This window comes from Sinorhizobium sp. FG01 (genome assembly GCF_002531875.1).
GTDB lineage: Bacteria > Pseudomonadota > Alphaproteobacteria > Rhizobiales > Rhizobiaceae > Sinorhizobium > Sinorhizobium fredii_C.
This window is the reverse complement of record NZ_NWTB01000007.1, coordinates 208,490-225,014: the sequence shown is the minus strand read 5'-3', so window position 1 is coordinate 225,014 and position 16,525 is coordinate 208,490. Positions and strand designations below refer to the sequence as shown.

At 63.2% G+C, this 16,525-nt stretch carries 18 protein-coding genes; 8 read left to right on the top strand and 10 right to left on the bottom strand.

Features of this window, described 5'->3' with window-relative positions; all coding sequences use genetic code 11:
• Window positions 1–82: 82 nt before the first annotated feature.
• Window positions 83–892, bottom strand: a complete 810-nt coding sequence (locus CO656_RS13390; RefSeq protein WP_097526117.1) for a basic amino acid ABC transporter substrate-binding protein — start codon at window positions 890–892, stop codon at window positions 83–85.
• Window positions 893–1,021: 129 nt separating this feature from the next.
• Window positions 1,022–1,555 (bottom strand): 50S ribosomal protein L19, encoded by a 534-nt coding sequence (gene rplS, locus CO656_RS13385; protein ID WP_064242464.1) that lies wholly within the window; start codon window positions 1,553–1,555, stop codon window positions 1,022–1,024.
• A 276-nt stretch (window positions 1,556–1,831) separates the two neighbouring features.
• Here rplS and CO656_RS13375 point away from each other — a divergent pair, with 276 nt between their 5' ends.
• Both CO656_RS13375 and CO656_RS13370 read left to right on the top strand, forming a co-directional pair.
• The gene (locus tag CO656_RS13375; protein WP_037418035.1) at window positions 1,832–2,305 is read left to right on the top strand and encodes a MarR family transcriptional regulator; all 474 of its coding nucleotides are present in this window, start codon (window positions 1,832–1,834) and stop codon (window positions 2,303–2,305) included.
• The gene (locus CO656_RS13370; RefSeq protein ID WP_097526116.1) at window positions 2,302–3,540 is read left to right on the top strand and encodes a multidrug effflux MFS transporter; all 1,239 of its coding nucleotides are present in this window, start codon (window positions 2,302–2,304) and stop codon (window positions 3,538–3,540) included. The genes CO656_RS13375 and CO656_RS13370 overlap by 4 nt, the downstream gene beginning before the upstream one ends.
• A 415-nt stretch (window positions 3,541–3,955) precedes the next feature.
• Here CO656_RS13370 and CO656_RS13365 read toward each other — a convergent pair whose 3' ends face one another.
• A complete protein-coding gene (locus CO656_RS13365; protein WP_097526115.1) occupies window positions 3,956–5,173 on the bottom strand; it encodes an argininosuccinate synthase in 1,218 nt (405 codons plus the stop codon).
• A 166-nt stretch (window positions 5,174–5,339) separates the two neighbouring features.
• Here CO656_RS13365 and CO656_RS13360 point away from each other — a divergent pair, with 166 nt between their 5' ends.
• Window positions 5,340–5,981, top strand: coding sequence for a LysE family translocator (locus tag CO656_RS13360; RefSeq protein WP_097526114.1), 642 nt, complete (start codon window positions 5,340–5,342; stop codon window positions 5,979–5,981).
• Between the two features lie 25 nt (window positions 5,982–6,006).
• Here the strand turns inward: CO656_RS13360 and rlmN are convergent, their stop codons facing one another.
• The 4 genes from rlmN to CO656_RS13340 form a co-directional block, all read right to left on the bottom strand.
• The gene (rlmN, locus tag CO656_RS13355) at window positions 6,007–7,242 is read right to left on the bottom strand and encodes a 23S rRNA (adenine(2503)-C(2))-methyltransferase RlmN (RefSeq protein ID WP_097526113.1); all 1,236 of its coding nucleotides are present in this window, start codon (window positions 7,240–7,242) and stop codon (window positions 6,007–6,009) included.
• A 231-nt stretch (window positions 7,243–7,473) separates the two neighbouring features.
• Window positions 7,474–7,977 carry an invasion associated locus B family protein gene (locus tag CO656_RS13350; RefSeq protein WP_037418046.1) on the bottom strand — a complete coding sequence of 168 codons (504 nt, stop codon included), beginning with the start codon at window positions 7,975–7,977 and terminating at the stop codon, window positions 7,474–7,476.
• A gap of 395 nt (window positions 7,978–8,372) precedes the next feature.
• On the bottom strand, window positions 8,373–8,750 hold the full coding sequence (locus CO656_RS13345) for a YkvA family protein (RefSeq protein WP_097526112.1): 378 nt from the start codon (window positions 8,748–8,750) through the stop codon (window positions 8,373–8,375).
• A 75-nt stretch (window positions 8,751–8,825) separates the two neighbouring features.
• Window positions 8,826–9,143, bottom strand: a complete 318-nt coding sequence (locus CO656_RS13340; protein WP_097526111.1) for a 4a-hydroxytetrahydrobiopterin dehydratase — start codon at window positions 9,141–9,143, stop codon at window positions 8,826–8,828.
• Between the two features lie 71 nt (window positions 9,144–9,214).
• On the opposite strand from CO656_RS13340, the gene CO656_RS13335 reads away from it, so the two are divergent.
• Window positions 9,215–9,688 carry a low molecular weight protein-tyrosine-phosphatase gene (locus CO656_RS13335; protein WP_179864769.1) on the top strand — a complete coding sequence of 158 codons (474 nt, stop codon included), beginning with the start codon at window positions 9,215–9,217 and terminating at the stop codon, window positions 9,686–9,688.
• On the opposite strand, the gene thpR is transcribed toward CO656_RS13335, so the two are convergent.
• Window positions 9,628–10,215 carry an RNA 2',3'-cyclic phosphodiesterase gene (gene thpR / locus CO656_RS13330; protein WP_097526109.1) on the bottom strand — a complete coding sequence of 196 codons (588 nt, stop codon included), beginning with the start codon at window positions 10,213–10,215 and terminating at the stop codon, window positions 9,628–9,630. The two genes, CO656_RS13335 and thpR, sit on opposite strands and share 61 nt — an antisense overlap.
• A gap of 112 nt (window positions 10,216–10,327) precedes the next feature.
• The gene (locus CO656_RS13325) at window positions 10,328–10,969 is read right to left on the bottom strand and encodes an arylesterase (RefSeq protein WP_097526108.1); all 642 of its coding nucleotides are present in this window, start codon (window positions 10,967–10,969) and stop codon (window positions 10,328–10,330) included.
• Between the two features lie 69 nt (window positions 10,970–11,038).
• On the opposite strand from CO656_RS13325, the gene CO656_RS13320 reads away from it, so the two are divergent.
• The 4 genes from CO656_RS13320 (at window position 11,039) to CO656_RS13305 (ending at window position 15,940) form a co-directional block, all read left to right on the top strand.
• Complete coding sequence (locus CO656_RS13320) at window positions 11,039–11,764, top strand: ABC transporter ATP-binding protein (RefSeq protein ID WP_037418060.1); 726 nt, start codon at window positions 11,039–11,041, stop codon at window positions 11,762–11,764.
• Window positions 11,761–14,316, top strand: coding sequence for an ABC transporter permease (locus CO656_RS13315; protein ID WP_097526107.1), 2,556 nt, complete (start codon window positions 11,761–11,763; stop codon window positions 14,314–14,316). The genes CO656_RS13320 and CO656_RS13315 overlap by 4 nt, the downstream gene beginning before the upstream one ends.
• Window positions 14,317–14,527: 211 nt before the next feature.
• Window positions 14,528–15,265: a Bax inhibitor-1/YccA family protein gene (locus CO656_RS13310; RefSeq protein ID WP_037390358.1), complete on the top strand. Its 738-nt coding sequence runs from the start codon at window positions 14,528–14,530 to the stop codon at window positions 15,263–15,265.
• A gap of 117 nt (window positions 15,266–15,382) precedes the next feature.
• Window positions 15,383–15,940, top strand: coding sequence for a GNAT family N-acetyltransferase (locus tag CO656_RS13305; protein ID WP_097526106.1), 558 nt, complete (start codon window positions 15,383–15,385; stop codon window positions 15,938–15,940).
• Window positions 15,941–16,093: 153 nt separating this feature from the next.
• On the opposite strand, the gene CO656_RS13300 is transcribed toward CO656_RS13305, so the two are convergent.
• A complete protein-coding gene (locus CO656_RS13300) occupies window positions 16,094–16,498 on the bottom strand; it encodes a DUF2794 domain-containing protein (protein WP_179864768.1) in 405 nt (134 codons plus the stop codon).
• Between the last annotated feature and the right edge of the window lie 27 nt (window positions 16,499–16,525).

Here is a 16,525-nt window from a genome sequence, read left to right as displayed (position 1 = left end):
GCTAAGGTCGCTGTAGTACTTTGAAATGCTGCATGATTTTGTCCTCAAATCGATTCCGATTTAGGGAATCATGCAGTAGCGATCAGCCGCCCATCTTGTAGTCGAGGAACCACTTCTTGTTGAGCGCGTCGAAGGTGCCGTCCTCTTTCAGCGCCTTGAGTGCGGCGTTGACCGGCTGGACGAGATCGGATCCCTTCGGGAAGATGAAGCCGAAATCCTCGGTGCCGAGGGGCTCGCCGACCACCTTGAGCGTGCCTTCGGAGGCGTCGACATAGCCTTTCGCCGCGACGCTGTCGGTCAGCACCAGATCGACGTCGCCGGCCTTCAGCGCCTGGACCGTCGCACCGAAGGTCTCGAACAGCTTGATGCGCGGGTTCTGCTCGTTGCCGTCGAGAATTTCATAGACGGCGGTGTAGAAGGGCGAGGTGCCGGGCTGGGCGCCGATCAGCGCGTCCTCGACCGCGGCGAAGCTCTTGGCGTCCTTGAAGCGCGCCTCGTCGGCGCGCACCAGCATGAACTGCTGCGAGCGCATATAGGGATCGGAGAAGTCGACTTTCTCCTTGCGGTCGTCCTTGATGGTGATGCCGGTCATGCCGATTTGATACTGGCCGTCGGATACCGATTGGATCATCGCATCCCAGCTGGTGTTCTGATATTCTACCTTGAAGTTCAGCCGCTTGGCGATCTCGTTCATCGCGTCATATTCCCAGCCGACCGCCTGGCCCGACTTCGGCTCGACGAACTGCAGCGGCGGATAGGCGTTCTCGGTGACGACGACGACCGTTTTGCCGCCAAGGTCGGGCAGGTCGCTCGCGACGGCGGACGCGGAGAATGCGAAGGGAACGGCGAGGGCAGCGGCGATGCCCGCGAGCACGTGGCGGCGGATTGTCATTGGAGGAACTCCCGAAAATTGTGGCGACCGAAAATGTCACGAATTTCGCCGGGAAGACAAGCAGATAGTGCTAAAAAAGAAAGGCGGCCGGGAGGCCGCCTTTGCGAATAACTCCGAAGAGTCGAAATCTTATTCTGCGGCCGCTTCGGCTGCCTTTGCCTCTTCGGCTGCCTTTGCTTCCGCCGCTTCGGCGGCTGCTTTTTCGGCGGCGAGCGCCTGGGCGGCTGCGACCTTCTCGGCCTCGATGCGTGCCTTCTCGTCGGCGACTGCCTGGCGCTCGGCTTCGTTCAGCTTGCGGGCGCGCGTGCCGGTGTTCTCGACGATACGAGCCGACTTGCCGCGACGATCGCGCAGGTAGTAGAGCTTGGCGCGGCGGACCTTACCGCGGCGGACCACTTCGACGCTCTCGACGAGCGGCGAGTAAACCGGGAATACGCGCTCGACGCCTTCGCCGTAGGAAATCTTGCGAACCGTGAAGCTCTCGTTGAGGCCGCCGCCGGAGCGGGCGATGCAGACGCCTTCATAGGCCTGGACGCGGGTACGGTTGCCTTCGACGACGCGGACGTTGACGCGGACGGTGTCGCCGGCGGAAAAATCGGGAAGGGTGCGCTTGGCGGCGATCTTGGCGGCCTGTTCGGCTTCCAGCTGCTGGATGATGTTCATCGGTCTAACCTTTGCTTTCTTCTGAAACAGCCAGAGCGCTCTCGGCCGGCCTGTCGGATTTCCTTCAGGCCTTGCCCTCTTTAAGGACAGGAGCGGATTCGCCATTCTTTCTTGGTGGTCGACGGGCAAGAACCCGAACCGGGGCGGCACATACACCAAACGAGACTGCTTGTCATCCCCGATCGCAGATTTTCTCGTATGGCCCGCGCGCCGATTGTACGCGCGCCCGAGATATGATAAGGAAACCTTATTATTTTTTCTGCGTGATCGAACCGGATGCCCAGGAAACTCGAATCCGACACGATCGGATTGCTGCTCACCGATGTCTCGCGGCTGCTGCGCGGCGCCTTCGACCGCAAGGTCAATGCGATGGCGCTCGGCATCACCCCCGGGGAAGCGCGCACGCTGATCCAGGTCGCCGTGACCGAGGGCATCAAGCAGGCGGAGATCGCCACGCGCATGGGGATCGAGCCGATGACGCTCTCGGCCTATCTCGATCGCCTCGAGGCACTGGAGCTGGTGGCGCGGGTGCCTGATCCGGCCGACCGGCGCGCCAAGAATGTCGTCATCACCGAAAAGGCCGACCCGCTGCTTTCCGAGCTGATGAGCGGGCTCAGGGGAATGATGAACGCCTATACCGAGAGCATCGGCGACGAGGGCCGCGAGCAGCTGCGCGGCAGCCTCCGGATCCTCCGCGACAATCTTCGCCGCCTGGATCCCTGTCTTGCCGGCAAGGAGAAGACGCAATGACGCTCAGGATGAGCGAACGGCGCACGAGCATCATCGGCGCCTTCCTGGTGGCGCTCGGTCCTGTTTCCATGGCGCTCTATACGCCGGCCATGCCGGAGCTCGTCCGCGCCTTCGCCTCCAGCGAGGCGGCGATCAAGATGACGCTGTCGCTCTATTTTGGTGGCTTCGCCTTCGCCCAGCTCGTCTCGGGCACGCTTTCCGACGTTATCGGCCGCCGGCCGGCGACGCTGATCTTTATGGCCATCTATCTCGCCGGCAGTCTGATGGCCACCTTTGCGCCATCGATCGCCGTGCTGCTCGCCGGGCGGCTGGTGCAGGGGATCGGCGCCTCGGTCGGCATGACGGTCGCCCGCGCCATCGTCCGCGACCAGTTCACCGGCACGAGCGCCGCCCGCATCATGAACATGATCGGCATGATGCTGGCGCTCGGGCCGGCCGTCTCGCCGACGCTCGGCGGCATTGCGCTTGGTCTTTTCGGCTGGCAGTCGATCTTCCTGCTGATGGTCGGCTTCGCACTGATGGCCTGCCTGACCGTGCATTTCTTCATGGCCGAGACGGTGGCGCCCGACCGCAGCAAGGGGCATCTGCGGCCGATCCTTGCCGCCTATCGCGAACTGCTGGCCGACAGCCGCTTCTTATCGTCGACGCTGGTGATCGCCGGCGCCGTCGGCGCGCTCTACGCCTGGGCGACGATGCTGCCCTTCGTGCTGATCAGCGAGGTCGGGCTGACGCCCACCGAGTTCGGCGTCGGCATGCTGATGCAATCGGGTCTGTTCTTTTCCGGCACGGTGACGGTGCGGCTCCTGATGCGGCGCTTCACGCCGCAGGCGCTGGTGCCCGTCGGCCTCTCTTTCATCGGCGCATCGAGCCTCATCCTTGCCTTTGCAATGCAAGCAATGGAGCCGACCTTCCTCTCGGTCATGACTCCGATCGGCATCTACGCCTTCGGCATCGCCTTCGTCATGCCCTATATGATGACCGCGGCGATGGCGCCCTTCCCGCATATCGCAGGCACGGCGTCGGCGTTGATGGGCTTCATCCAGATGGGCTCCGGCCTTCTCGGCGGCGCGCTTGCCGCCCTCGTCGGCGCGCCCGCCCTGGCGCTCGGGACGATCATCCCCGGCTTCGGCCTGATCTCCATGGCGAGCTATATCTGGTATCGCAAGGCGGTTCGGCTGAGGCCGCTCGCCGCGCCGGCACCAGCCGAAGCGCCGTTGAGCGAAGCGGCGGAATAGAGACAGTTGCAGGGACGTGTGACGGTTTTCCATCCACGACACCACGACGAGATGAATTGAGCTGCGCTCGGGGTGGATGCCCCTCTGCTGCCGGGCATGCCCCTCATCTGCCTGCCGGCCTCTTATCCCCGTCACACGGGGAGAAGAGGGAATGCCTCGATCCCGGCACCAAACGGCGGCCGTCGAGAAATGTGCACGCCTGCGGGTCAAGAAGGGACCAAGCGATTGCGGCTTGTCTCGCCGTCCCCGTGCGCGGCGTGCGCGGGGAGAAGATGCCGGCAGGCAGATGAGGGGCAGGCGGAAGGGAGCCGGCCGTAGATGCTCCCCTTGAAACCGGCTTTGCCTTCAAACCGCCCGGCACGAAAAAACTGCGGCGGATTGCTCCGCCGCAGCTCTGTCTCGAGGAATTCCGGCCTCAGCGGTTGCGGGCAGCGAGCGTGCGCAGGCGCAGGGCGTTCAGTTTGATGAAGCCGGCAGCGTCCTTCTGGTCGTAGGCGCCCTGGTCGTCCTCGAAGGTGACCAGCTTGTCGGAATAGAGCGACTTCGCGCTCTCGCGGCCGGTGACCATCACATTGCCTTTGTAGAGCTTCAGCGTCACTTCGCCTTCGACATGCTCCTGGCTCTTGTCGATGGCCGCCTGGAGCATCTCGCGCTCCGGCGAGAACCAGAAGCCGTAATAGATGAGCTCGGCATAGCGCGGCATCAGCTCGTCCTTCAGATGCGCTGCGCCACGGTCGAGGGTGATGCTCTCGATCGCCCGGTGGGCGGCGAGCAGGATCGTGCCGCCGGGGGTCTCATAGACCCCGCGCGACTTCATGCCGACGAAACGGTTCTCGACGAGGTCGAGGCGGCCGATTCCGTTGTCGCGGCCGTAGTCGTTGAGCTTGGCAAGCAGCGTCGCCGGCGACAGGCGCACGCCGTCGATCGAAACGGCGTCGCCGCGCTCGAAGCCGATCTTGATGATGGTCGCCTGGTCCGGAGCAGCCTCCGGCGAGATCGTGCGCATGTGCACATATTCCGGCGCTTCCTGAGCCGGGTCTTCCAGCACCTTGCCTTCCGATGAGGAATGCAGCAGGTTGGCGTCGACGGAGAAGGGCGCCTCGCCCTTCTTGTCCTTGGCGACCGGGATCTGGTGCTTTTCGGCGAATTCGAGCAGCTCGGTGCGGCTCTTGAACGACCAGTCGCGCCAGGGAGCGATGATCTTGATATCGGGATTCAGCGCATAGGCCGATAGCTCGAAGCGGACCTGGTCGTTGCCCTTGCCGGTCGCGCCATGGGCGATGGCGTCGGCACCGGTCTTCCTGGCGATGTCGATCAGGTGCTTGGAGATCAGCGGCCGGGCGATCGAGGTGCCGAGCAGATAGACGCCTTCGTAGACCGCATTGGCGCGGAACATTGGAAAGACGAAGTCACGCACGAACTCCTCGCGCACGTCCTCGATATAGATCTCCTTGATGCCGAGCATCTCCGCCTTCTTGCGCGCCGGCTCAAGCTCCTCACCTTGGCCGAGATCGGCGGTGAAGGTCACCACTTCGGCGCCGAGTTCGGTCTGCAGCCATTTGAGGATGATCGAGGTGTCGAGACCGCCGGAATAGGCGAGTACGACCTTCTTCACGTCTTTGTGCGATGCCATGATGTCTGTCCGTGCTATTCGAGGGCGGAATGCCGCCGTGCAAAATCTGCGGCACTTTAGCCAGAACTCGAAGCGATACAAGCGGAACAAGCGGCATTCGGACGAATCTGCTGGCGAAAGGATGTAAGCTTCGGTATCAGCAAAGACCTGCGCCTGAGGAATAGCCATGGACTTCCTGCCAAGCCTGCCGACCCTCCTTACCTTTGCCGGCGCGAGCCTGCTGCTGGCGGCAACGCCCGGACCCGACATGACGCTGTCGATCAGCCGGGCACTGGCGCAGGGCAAGAAGGCCGCGCTCTTCGTCGTGGTCGGCACCGGGCTCGGCATCGTCGTCCACACGCTGCTCGTCGCCTTCGGCATCTCGGCGCTGATCACCGCCTCGCCGACCGCCTTCCTGGTGTTGAAGACCGGCGGTGCCGCCTACCTCCTGTGGCTCGCGATCCAGGCGATCCGCTACGGCTCCAGCCTGTCGGTAACGAAGGTGGCGGAGGCGAAGGGTACGGCGCTTTCGAACATTTCGACCGGCTTCTCCGTCAACATCCTGAACCCCAAGGTCGTGATCTTCTTCATGACCTTCCTGCCGCAATTCGTCAGCGCCGACGACCCGGCGGTGACCGGCAAGCTCCTGTTCCTCGGTTTCTTCTTCATCGCTATCGGCATGCCGGTCAACGCGCTGGTGGTGCTAGCCGCCGACTGGCTGGCGGCCTGGCTGCAGCGCAACAGGCGGGCGATGCGAGCGCTCGACTACAGCTTTGCCGGGGTGTTTTCGGTGTTTGCCGTGAAGATTTTTCTGACGCAGGCGCGGTGACGTCCATCCCGAGGGCTCTTGCCCCTCAATCCTCGCCGTGGTTGGCGATCATCATCGCCTCGAAGGCGAGTCGGTCGACCTTGCGCATGCGCTCCGATTCCGACTTGAGCTGGCCGCAGGCGGCGAGGATGTCGCGGCCGCGCGGGGTGCGGATCGGCGAGGCGTAGCCGGCCTGGTTGATGAAGTCGGCGAAGGCTTCGATCTGCTCCCAGTCCGAACACTGGTAGTTGGTGCCCGGCCAGGGATTGAAGGGGATCAGATTGATCTTCGCCGGGATGCCCTTCAGGAGCTTCACCAGTTCCTTGGCGTCCTCCAGGCTGTCGTTGACGTCCTTCAGCATTACATATTCGAAGGTGATGCGGCGCGCATTGGAAAGGCCCGGATAGGCGCGGCAGGCCTCCATCAGCTCCTTCAGCGGATATTTCTTGTTGATCGGCACGAGCATGTCGCGCAGTTCGTCTTTGACGGCGTGCAGCGAGATTGCCAGCATGAGGCCGATCTCCTCGCCGGTGCGATAGATTTCCGGAACGATCCCGGAGGTCGACAGCGTGATGCGCCGCTTCGAGAGCGACAGGCCGTCGCCGTCCGAGGCGATCAGCAGTGCCGTCTTGACGTTCTCGAAATTATAGAGCGGCTCGCCCATGCCCATCATCACGATATTGGTGATCTTGCGGCCCTCGGCCGGCACGATCGCGCCCTGCGGCGTGTCGCGCTCCGGAAAGTCGCCGAGCCTGTCGCGGGCGAGCAGAAGCTGCGAGAGGATTTCCTCGGCCGTCAGATTACGCACCAGCTTCTGCGTGCCGGTGTGGCAGAAGGAACAGGTGAGCGTACAGCCGACTTGGCTCGAAATGCAGAGCGTGCCGCGGCCTTCCTCGGGAATATAGACGGTCTCGATTTCCACCGGCCGTCCGGCGCCGCGCGGCGGAAAGCGCAACAGCCATTTGCGCGTGCCGTCGCCCGAAACCTGCTCTTCGACGATTTCGGGCCGGGCAACGGTGAAATGCTGCTTGAGCATTTCGCGCATGTCCTTGGAGACATTCGACATCTGGTCGAAGTCCGAGACGCCGCGCACATAGAGCCAATGCCACAGCTGGCTGACGCGCATCTTCACCTGCCGCTCCGGCACGCCTTTCTCGACCAAGAGCTTGGCCATGTCCTCGCGCAAGAGGCCGATCAGCGACGGCTTTTCCGTTTGCGGCGCGACGCGCACCTGCGGCGCCTTAACGATATCCGGCCTGTTCAAGATCTCGGTGGCTGGCATGCTCGTGGTCCTGTCATGGAGCGGGGGCTGTCCGGATATGCGTCTCCGGATCATCTTCCGATGCTCGAACTGAAGTATGGCGAGCCTTCGGGCGCGCTCACACGGGGCGCAGGGCTCTGGATTGCGGGCGCTTTAGCATTCTTTTTGCGGCGAGTCACCATGAGCGCTTCAGCCGAAAGCAAAAAGGCCGGCTGAGCAGCCGGCCTCTGAGTCAGGAACGCAGGGTCCGGCCTACTTGCAGGCCTCGATCTGCTTCAAGGCGGCGGAGATGCCGGAGAGCGAATAGGAGTAGGAGGTTGCCGTGCCCTTGCGCGACTTGGCGTTGACCGACATGTCCTTGCCCGATTTCATCGCCGCGACCAGCGCCGGCTCTTCCGCGGCATTCTCGACCCAGGCAGAGTTGCCCTTGGTGAACATGATGAAGGTGCGTCCGTCGATGACCACGTTGACCTTCGAATTGTCCTGTAGCTGATAGCCCATCATCACCTGCGGCTCGTAGCTGATGTTCTGCCCCGGGCGCTGCGAGACGAGGAAGAAGATGTCTCCGTGGTCGACGCCGGCAGGGCTCTTTTCCTTTGGAACCGACAGGACATAGCAGACCTTGCCGCCGCCCGACTGATAGGAGTACGCGCCCCAGGCGTTGAACTGCTGGATTCGCGTCGGCGATTGCGCGGAAGCCACGCCGGCTGCCGCCATTACGAGTACGATTGCAGTTGCGATCTTTCTTGCAAACATGAGTTCCTGCCGATTTCCTAGCTTGCGGTTGCCCGAACCAGGCTTACACGGGCAACGCATAGTCACGATTTGAATTTATTTTGACTTAATTCAGGTTACCAAACCGTCAACGATCGCCGCAATCGTCCCGTTTTGCCCCACAGGAACAGTGCGCCCGCAGCCTTGGGCCATTGCGGGCGTGCGGTTCGTCCCTGTGCGGATTTGCCGGTCCGGTCGGACATCGGTACTGGCGGGCCGTGGCCGGTGATCTTCCTGTCTCAAATCTCGTCGGACGCGCCGTTCTGCTGCCTCACGCCCACAGCCGTCACGTTTACGGAATCTATGTCACAAAGAATCGGGCAAGAGTTTGTCGTCGCGGGCGGCAATGCGGCGACCTCGGCAACGGGGTGGCGTCGCTAGTCGTCGAGTCGCTCGCCGAACGTCTCGTCGGCCTTGTGATAATGTGTCTCCTTGATTTGGCCGCTGATCGCCGCAAAGGCGGCAGTCAATACGGCGACGTCGTCGGAGAAGCCGACGGCGGCGAGCACGTCGGGCACGAAATCGAGCGGCAGGACGAAATAGGCCAGTGCCGCGAGCAGTACCCCTCGGGTGCGCGTCGGCGTCTGCGGGTCCACCGCGCAATAATAGGCGGCGACGAGATCGCGGCTGAAGGGAATCTGGCGAACCGCCCGGCGGAAGGTCGGCCAGAAGCGGCGGCGCACCTTGCGCTCGCGGCGCTCCTGTTCGGATTCCTCGCCTGGAAGGAGAATTTCACCAATCTTCACGTCGTCCATCGCGTCCGTTCCGCTTGTCACCAGCCAGATATGGGCATGGCAGGCGCCATTTCAAATGGCCGTATTTAGATGGCCTTACTTCAGATGATCCGGCATCCGCCCGGCAGCCGCCTGGTCCATCTTCGCCGCCAGCTTGAAGTCAAGCTCCGTCAGGCCGCTGGCATCATGCGTCGAAAGCGTGACATCGACCTTGTTGTAGACATTGAACCATTCCGGGTGGTGGTTGAGCTCCTCCGCCGCGAGAGCGCATTGCGTCATGAAGCTGAAGGCTTCGGCGAAATTGCGGAAGCGAAACGCCTTCCAGATCGAGGCTCCGTCCTCGGCGAGAACCCAGCCTTCCATCCTGTGGAGATGCTCGGCGATAGTCTCGGCATCGAGCTTTTCGGGCCTCATGCGGTTTTCTCCCTGCCCTTTTCAGGCTAACCATGCCGCGTGGACGTGCGGTCGAATGCTCCATGGATACCATGAAACCCGTCAGAATTCTCTTCGTTTGTCTCGGCAATATCTGCCGATCGCCATTGGCAGAGGGCATCATGCGTCAGCTTGCGCGCCGAAACGGCTATGGCGATGTGGTCTCGGTCGATTCAGCCGGCATGGGTGCCTGGCATATCGGCCATCCTCCCGACCGCCGCTCGATCGCAGTCGCCAGAGCCCACGGCATCGACATTTCCGGTCTGCGCGGCAGGCAGATCGACGCGGCCGATCTTGCCGCCTTCGACCTGATCCTCGGCATGGACCGCCGCAATGTCGCCGAGCTGCGGAGGCTCGCCTCGCCCGAGACATTCCACAAGGTGCATCTGTTCATGAACGTTGCCGCGGGCCGGAACGACGACGTTCCGGATCCCTATTACGAAACGGCGGATGCCTTCGAGGCGCTCTACCAGATGCTGGAGGCCGGCTGCTCCTCGCTGCTTGCGAAGCTCACGCGCCCTTCGTGAAGCGGGAACACCTCTTCCGTCAGATAGGGCCCGCCGCCGACCGAGTCGCGCGAGGATAGGAGGACGAAGCGCGGAACGATAAAGGGCGCGGTCATGAAATTGCCGCGCCCTGACAGATACTCGACGACGTCGTCGACACGTGAAGCGCGTAGTCGCGCCAGCGTCACGTGCGGCGTGAACTTGCGCGGGTCCGGCGGCAGGCCGAGACGCTGGCAGATGCGTTCGATTTCCGCCTGCAGCGCATACATGTCCGGATTGTTGCTGACGCCGGCCCAGACCGAGTGCGGCTTCTTCGAGCCAAAGGCACCGATGCCGGTCAATTGCAACTGAAATTCCGGCCGTTCGATGCGGTCGAGGCCGTCGATGATTTCATTGGCGGTGCGCCAATCGACATCGCCGATGAAACGCAGGGTGATGTGGTAATTCTCCACATCGATCCATCGAGCTCCGGGAAGACCTCCGCGCAGCAACGAAAGACTCATTGCTGCATTGTGCGGAATTTCGAGGGCGGTGAATAGTCTCGGCATGGCGAGCTCCCCGAATCTCTTGCAGATGTCTTAGCGAATCACGCATCGACTCTGCACGCAACTGTTATTTGGCGAGTTGAGAAATTAACATCTGCTTAATTGTGGATGTTCGTTATTCTCCTTTGTGCAGTGATCTGACGAATTGCTCGGCAGTTGGAAGAAAACGCTCCACCATTACGGCAATGCCATCGCTGTTCGGATGCATGCCGTCGTCGAGTTGCAGTCCTGCTTTGGTTACGACTCCGTCGAGGAAGAAAGGGTAGAAGGCGAGTTTGTGTTCCCTAGCGAGGTCGGAATAAATCAAATTGAAGCGCGCGCCGTAGTCGGCACCCATGTTCGGCGGCGCCATCATGCCGACGAGCAGCACCGCAATGCCGCGCTCCTGGAGCCGGTCGATCATAGCCTCGAGGTTTTTGCGGGTTTCCTCGGGCGAGACGCCGCGCAGCGCGTCATTGGCGCCGAGTTCGAGGATCACGCCCTTCGTTCCGTCAGGCACCGACCAATCTATGCGGGCGAGACCGCCCGAAGTCGTGTCGCCGGAGACGCCCGCATTCGCGATCGTGACATCGAAGCCCTTGTCCTTGAGCGCCTTTTCAAGCCGGGCGGGGAAAGCATCCTCCGGCGGAAGCTGGTAGCCGGCCATCAGGCTGTCGCCGAAGCCGACGAGGCTGAGGCTTTCGGCCCGGGCTGCCGCCGATAACGCGATTGTCATTGCAAGGCTCAAGAAAAACGGGAGAAAATCTTTCAATCGCATGCTTCCGTTCCTAAATCGGCGGGCAATCTTTTCGTCAATCCATTCTTGTTTCATATAGGGTCGTTCCGCGTGGCAAAAACCATCATCGAACTGAAAAATGCGGACCTGACCCTCGGCGAGGCGGCAGCCTCGGTGCACGTGCTGAAGGGCATGAGCCTGACCATCAATGCCGGCGAATCCGTCGGCATCGTCGGGCCGTCCGGCTCGGGAAAATCGACACTCCTGATGGTCATGGCCGGCCTCGAGCGCCTCGATCGCGGCGAGATCGTCATTGACGGCACGGCCCTGCACCGGATGAGCGAGGACGAGATCGCCGATTTCCGCGGCCGCAATATCGGCATCGTTTTCCAGTCCTTTCATCTGATCCCCAATATGACGGCGCTCGAAAACGTCGCGGTGCCGCTGGAACTCGCCAATGTCCGCGACGCCTTCGGCATCGCCCGCCGAGAGCTAGTCGCCGTCGGGCTCGGCGAACGGCTGACGCATTATCCGGGACAGCTTTCCGGCGGCGAGCAGCAGCGCGTGGCGATCGCCAGGGCGCTGGCGCCGTCGCCGAAACTGCTGATCGCCGACGAGCCGACCGGCAATCTCGATGCCGAGACGGGCCGGCAGATCGCCGACCTGCTCTTTGCCGAGCAGCGCGAGCGCGGCATGACCCTCATTCTCGTCACCCATGACGCGGCCCTCGCCGGGCGCTGCTCCCGGCAGGTGCGGGTCCGTTCGGGCGAGATCGTCTCCGGGGCCGAGGCCGCGCCGCTCGCCGAACCGGCCCGTCCGGAGGCCGCATCCGCATGAGCGCAGCCACGGTCATCCGCCGCCTTCGCCCGTTCCTCGCCCTTCGTCTGGCGCTCCGGGAGATGCGCGGCGGTCTCAAGGGCTTCTATATCTTTCTTGCCTGCATCGCGCTCGGCACGGCGGCGATCGCCGGGGTCAATTCGCTGTCGCAGTCGATCAGCGCGACGATCGCCTCGCGGGGCCAGGAGATCCTTGCCGGCGATATCCGCTTCGAGCTCAACAACCGCCTCGCGACGCCCGAGGAGCGCGCCTTTCTCGAGGGCTTCGGCGACGTTTCGGCATCCGCCGGCTTGCGCTCGATGGCGCGCCTTCCGGACGGGTCGAACCAGGCGCTCGTGGAGTTGAAGGCCGTCGACGGCGCCTATCCGCTCTATGGCGCGCTTGAAAGCGAGCCGGCAGGGCCGCTTGCCGAACTCCTTGCGAAGGATGGCGATGTCTACGGTGCGGTTGCCGCGCCGCTGCTCCTCGAGCGGCTCGGCATCGCCCCGGGCGCCGAGGTCCTTCTCGGCAATGCGCGGATCCGCGTCAATGCCACGATCATTCGCGAGCCGGACGCACTGTCCGACGGATTCGGCTTCGCGCCGCGGCTGATGGTGTCGGCCGAGGCGCTCGCTGTTTCCGGCCTGGTGCAGACCGGCAGCCTCGTCGAGCACGCTTACAAGATCAGGCTCGCCGATCCGTCGCGTGTCGCCTCGATCCGGACGGAAGCGCAGGCGCGTTTTCCCACAGCCGGCTGGTCGATCCGCACCAGCAGCAATGCCGCCCCGTCGCTCAACGCCAACATCACCCGCTTCTCGCAGTTCCTGACGCTCGTCGGGCTGACAGCGCTGATCGTCGGCGGGGTCGGGGTCGGCAATGCGGTGCGCTCCTATCTCGACGGCAAGCGCGGCGTCATCGCCACCTTCAAATGCCTCGGCGCGCCGGCCTCGCTGGTGGCGACGGTCTACCTCGCACAGATCCTGATGATCGCCTCGATCGGCATTGCCATCGGCCTCGCGCTCGGTGCCCTGATCCCATTCGTGGCGGCGCAGTTCCTCGCCGACGTATTGCCGGTGTCGACATCCTTCGAGCTCTATCCCTCGGCGCTTGGCCTTGCGGCGCTCTTCGGCTTGCTGACGGCGCTTGCCTTTGCGGTCCTGCCACTCGGCCGGGCGCGCCGGGTGCCGGCCACCGCCCTCTTCCGCCAGCAGGGTTTCGAGCCGAGCGGCTTTCCCGCCTGGCCCTATCTCGCGGGCGCGCTCGTCTGCCTGGCGGCGCTCGCGGGCCTTGCCGTCTGGACCGCCTATGACCGCTACATCTCGCTGATCTTTCTCGGCGCGATCGCCTTTGCCTTCGTCGTCCTGCGGGCCGTTGCCTTCCTCATCGGCTGGCTGGCGCGGCGCAGCCCGCGCGTCCACTCGCCGGCCCTGCGGCTGGCAATCGGCAATATACACCGGCCCGGCGCACTGACGCCGTCGGTGGTCCTGTCGCTCGGGCTGGGCCTCGCGCTTCTGGTCACGCTCGCGCTCATCGACGGCAATCTGCGGCGCGAGCTGACCGGCAGCATGTCGGAGCGCGCGCCGAATTTCTTCTTCGTCGACATTCAGGGTCATGAGATAGACGGCTTCCGGTCGCTGCTCGGCAGGGCGATGCCGAAGGGCAAGATCGTCGAGGTGCCGATGCTGCGCGGCCGCATCGTCGCCCTCAACGGCCAGGACGTGAACAGCCGCACCGTGCCGCCCGGCGGACAATGGGTCTTGCGCGGCGACCGCGGCATCACCTACGCGAAGAACAAGCCGGAGAATTCGACGCTCACCGCGGGCGCATGGTGGCCCGCGGATTACAGCGGCGAGCCGCTCGTCTCCTTCTCGGCCGAAGAGGCCGGCGAGCTTGGCCTGAAGCTCGGCGACACGGTCACGGTCAACGTGCTCGGCCGCAACGTCACCGCCCGGATCGCCAATTTCCGCAATGTCGAGTGGGAATCGCTGTCGATCAATTTCGTCATGGTCTTCTCGCCCAACACCTTTGCCGGCGCGCCGCATGCCTGGCTGGCGACGATCATCGACCCGGATGCCACGGCGGCGGAAGAAGCGGCGGTGCTGAAATCCGTCACCAACACCTATCCCACGATCACCAGCGTTCGCGTCAAGGACGCGCTCGACATCGTCAACACGCTGCTCGGGCAGCTTGCGACGGCAATCCGCGCCGCGGCCGCCGTGGCGTTGATCGCATCCGTGCTGGTGCTCGCCGGCGCGCTTGCCGCCGGAAACCGGGCACGCATCCACGACGCGGTGGTGCTGAAGACCCTCGGCGCCACCCGGGGAACCTTGATCCGCGCCTTCAGCTACGAATATTTTATTCTCGGCGTGGCCACCGCCGTCTTCGCGCTCCTGGCAGGCGGAGTTGCGGCCTGGTTCGTCGTCAGCCGCATCATGACGCTGCCGTCGAATTTCCTGCCGGACGTGGCCTTCGCTACGATCGCCGTTGCCCTCGTCGTGACGGTCGGCATCGGCCTTGCCGGGACTTGGCGCATCCTCGGGCAGAAGGCCGCGCCGGTCCTGCGCGAACTGTAGCGGTGGCGATTAACCGTTAATCACCCGTGTTTGATCGCCCAAAAGCCCGGCTTTGCTCGATTCAGGCCCGGCCGGGTCTTGTGCGGCGCGGCTTTCACCATCATATTTATCCACAGGCATGCTGGAGCCCCGCAGCGGCGCCTGGGCGTGAGCTGGCACAGACACCCGCCGCCCGACACCGTAATTCCAACCGGGGCTTAAAGAGGAAACAATGGCTGATCTGAGAAACTACCAAACCCGAATGTCGCCCGCCGGCGCTCAGGCGGGTGCCGTGATCGATGAAGGCCTTCGCGCTTACATGCTGAAGGTCTACAACCTGATGGCCCTGGGGCTGGCGATCACCGGCGTGGCAGCTTACGGGACCTATGCGCTTGCCGTCTCCAATCCGGCATTCGCCCAGCTCATCTACGCCTCGCCGCTGAAGTGGGTCGTGATGCTGGCACCGCTTGCGCTGGTCTTCTTCATGAGCTTCCGCATCAACTCTATGAGCGTTTCCGCCGCCCAGACGACGTTCTGGATCTACGCGGCGCTGATGGGCCTTTCGTTGTCCTCGATCTTCCTGGTCTTCACCGGCCAGAGCATCGTGCAGACGTTCTTCGTGACGGCCGCCTCGTTTGGCGCCCTGTCGCTCTACGGCTACACGACAAAAAAGGATCTGTCGGGCTTCGGCACATTCCTGATCATGGGCCTGTTCGGCCTGATCATCGCGTCGATCGTCAACATCTTCCTTGCTTCGTCGGCCCTCGGCTTCGCGATCTCCGTGATCGGTGTTCTGGTCTTCGCCGGCCTGACCGCCTACGACACGCAGAAGATCAAGGAAATGTACTTCGAGGCCGATGACGTCGCGGTTGCCGGCCGCAAGGCTATCATGGGCGCGCTGACGCTCTACCTCGACTTCATCAACCTGTTCATGTTCCTGCTGCAGTTCCTGGGCAACAAGAACGAGTAGTCGGGACTGGATTGACGAAGAAGGCGGCTTCGGCCGCCTTTTTTGTTGCGCCGAATCTTGATCGGTCCGGCCGCTTCATGCGAATGCTGCAGCAGTCACAACAACGAAAAATCTCCCATGACCTTCACGCTTCGCGACGCCGTCGCCGCCGATCTTCCCGCCATCACCGAGATCTACCGCGAGTCGGTCCTGAACGGTGTCGCGACCTACGAGGTGACGCCGCCCTCCGAGGCGGAGATGGCGCTGCGCTTTTCGACGATCACCGGCAGCGGCTATCCCTATATCGTCGCCGCGGACGAGCAGGGCAGCGTGCTCGGCTACGCCTATGCGTCGGCCTTCCGCACCCGGACCGCCTATCGGTTCCTGGTGGAGGATTCGATCTATCTGGCGCGGGAATCGCGCGGCCAAGGCATCGGCAGGGCGCTGCTCGAGGAGCTCGTCAAGCGGTGCACCGCGCTCGGTTTTCGCCAGATGGTGGCGGTGATCGGCGGCGCCCATCCCTCCTCGATCGCCGTTCATCGCGCCGTCGGCTTCGAGCATCAGGGAACGATGAAGGCAACCGGCTTCAAGCATGGGCGCTGGCTGGATACCGCGATCATGCAGCTTCCTCTCGGCGAGGGAATGGACACCCTGCCCGCCGAGGGCGCCTATCCGGATACGCTTTACCGGAGCTGATTGCCCCTCTCCTCGGGTTAAACCCGAGGACTAACCTTCTCCCCGTACGCGGGTAGAGGGACTGGAGCCGGCGCGGCATAGTCCTTCGCCCCGCTTGCGGGGGAGAAGGTGCCGGGAGGCGGATGAGGGGCAATTCCAAATGGAGACGCTGCGTTATGTCTCGACGAGCTTCAGCACCTTGTCGAAGACTTTGAGGACCTGTGCCAGCTCGTGGCCGCGCTTCAGGATCGTGCCTTGAGCGTTCAGCACGCTGTAGGCACCCTGTTTGGCGGCGAGTTTGGGGTTCTTCTCGATGCGGTAGAGCGAGACTTCCCCGGCGCGCTTGAACACCGAGAACACGGCACGGTCCTTCAAATGGTCGATCGCGTAGTCGCGCCATTCGCCCTCACCGACCATGCGGCCGTAGAGTCTCAGAACGAGGTCCAGCTCACGGCGGTGGAAGGTGACTGGCGGGGGGTTTTTGGCTTGCTTGTATTCGTGAAAATCGACGACCACATTCGATGTGGTCTGGCCCTGGTGACGCGCTTCGCCCTCCGGCAAATCCGATTGATCGGTCATCGGCAATTCGGCCTTCTGATGTGACAG

Bases quoted from the DNA above. Each gene is read 5' to 3' on its own strand.
- CO656_RS13390 (WP_097526117.1), bottom strand. From the start codon at position 892: ATGACAATCCGCCGCCACGTGCTCGCGGGCATCGCCGCTGCCCTCGCC.
- rplS (WP_064242464.1), bottom strand. From the start codon at position 1,555: ATGAACATCATCCAGCAGCTGGAAGCCGAACAGGCCGCCAAGATCGCC.
- CO656_RS13375 (WP_037418035.1), top strand. From the start codon at position 1,832: ATGCCCAGGAAACTCGAATCCGACACGATCGGATTGCTGCTCACCGAT.
- CO656_RS13370 (WP_097526116.1), top strand. From the start codon at position 2,302: ATGACGCTCAGGATGAGCGAACGGCGCACGAGCATCATCGGCGCCTTC.
- CO656_RS13365 (WP_097526115.1), bottom strand. From the start codon at position 5,173: ATGGCATCGCACAAAGACGTGAAGAAGGTCGTACTCGCCTATTCCGGC.
- CO656_RS13360 (WP_097526114.1), top strand. From the start codon at position 5,340: ATGGACTTCCTGCCAAGCCTGCCGACCCTCCTTACCTTTGCCGGCGCG.
- rlmN (WP_097526113.1), bottom strand. From the start codon at position 7,242: ATGCCAGCCACCGAGATCTTGAACAGGCCGGATATCGTTAAGGCGCCG.
- CO656_RS13350 (WP_037418046.1), bottom strand. From the start codon at position 7,977: ATGTTTGCAAGAAAGATCGCAACTGCAATCGTACTCGTAATGGCGGCA.
- CO656_RS13345 (WP_097526112.1), bottom strand. From the start codon at position 8,750: ATGGACGACGTGAAGATTGGTGAAATTCTCCTTCCAGGCGAGGAATCC.
- CO656_RS13340 (WP_097526111.1), bottom strand. From the start codon at position 9,143: ATGAGGCCCGAAAAGCTCGATGCCGAGACTATCGCCGAGCATCTCCAC.
- CO656_RS13335 (WP_179864769.1), top strand. From the start codon at position 9,215: ATGAAACCCGTCAGAATTCTCTTCGTTTGTCTCGGCAATATCTGCCGA.
- thpR (WP_097526109.1), bottom strand. From the start codon at position 10,215: ATGCCGAGACTATTCACCGCCCTCGAAATTCCGCACAATGCAGCAATG.
- CO656_RS13325 (WP_097526108.1), bottom strand. From the start codon at position 10,969: ATGCGATTGAAAGATTTTCTCCCGTTTTTCTTGAGCCTTGCAATGACA.
- CO656_RS13315 (WP_097526107.1), top strand. From the start codon at position 11,761: ATGAGCGCAGCCACGGTCATCCGCCGCCTTCGCCCGTTCCTCGCCCTT.
- CO656_RS13310 (WP_037390358.1), top strand. From the start codon at position 14,528: ATGGCTGATCTGAGAAACTACCAAACCCGAATGTCGCCCGCCGGCGCT.
- CO656_RS13305 (WP_097526106.1), top strand. From the start codon at position 15,383: ATGACCTTCACGCTTCGCGACGCCGTCGCCGCCGATCTTCCCGCCATC.
- CO656_RS13300 (WP_179864768.1), bottom strand. From the start codon at position 16,498: ATGACCGATCAATCGGATTTGCCGGAGGGCGAAGCGCGTCACCAGGGC.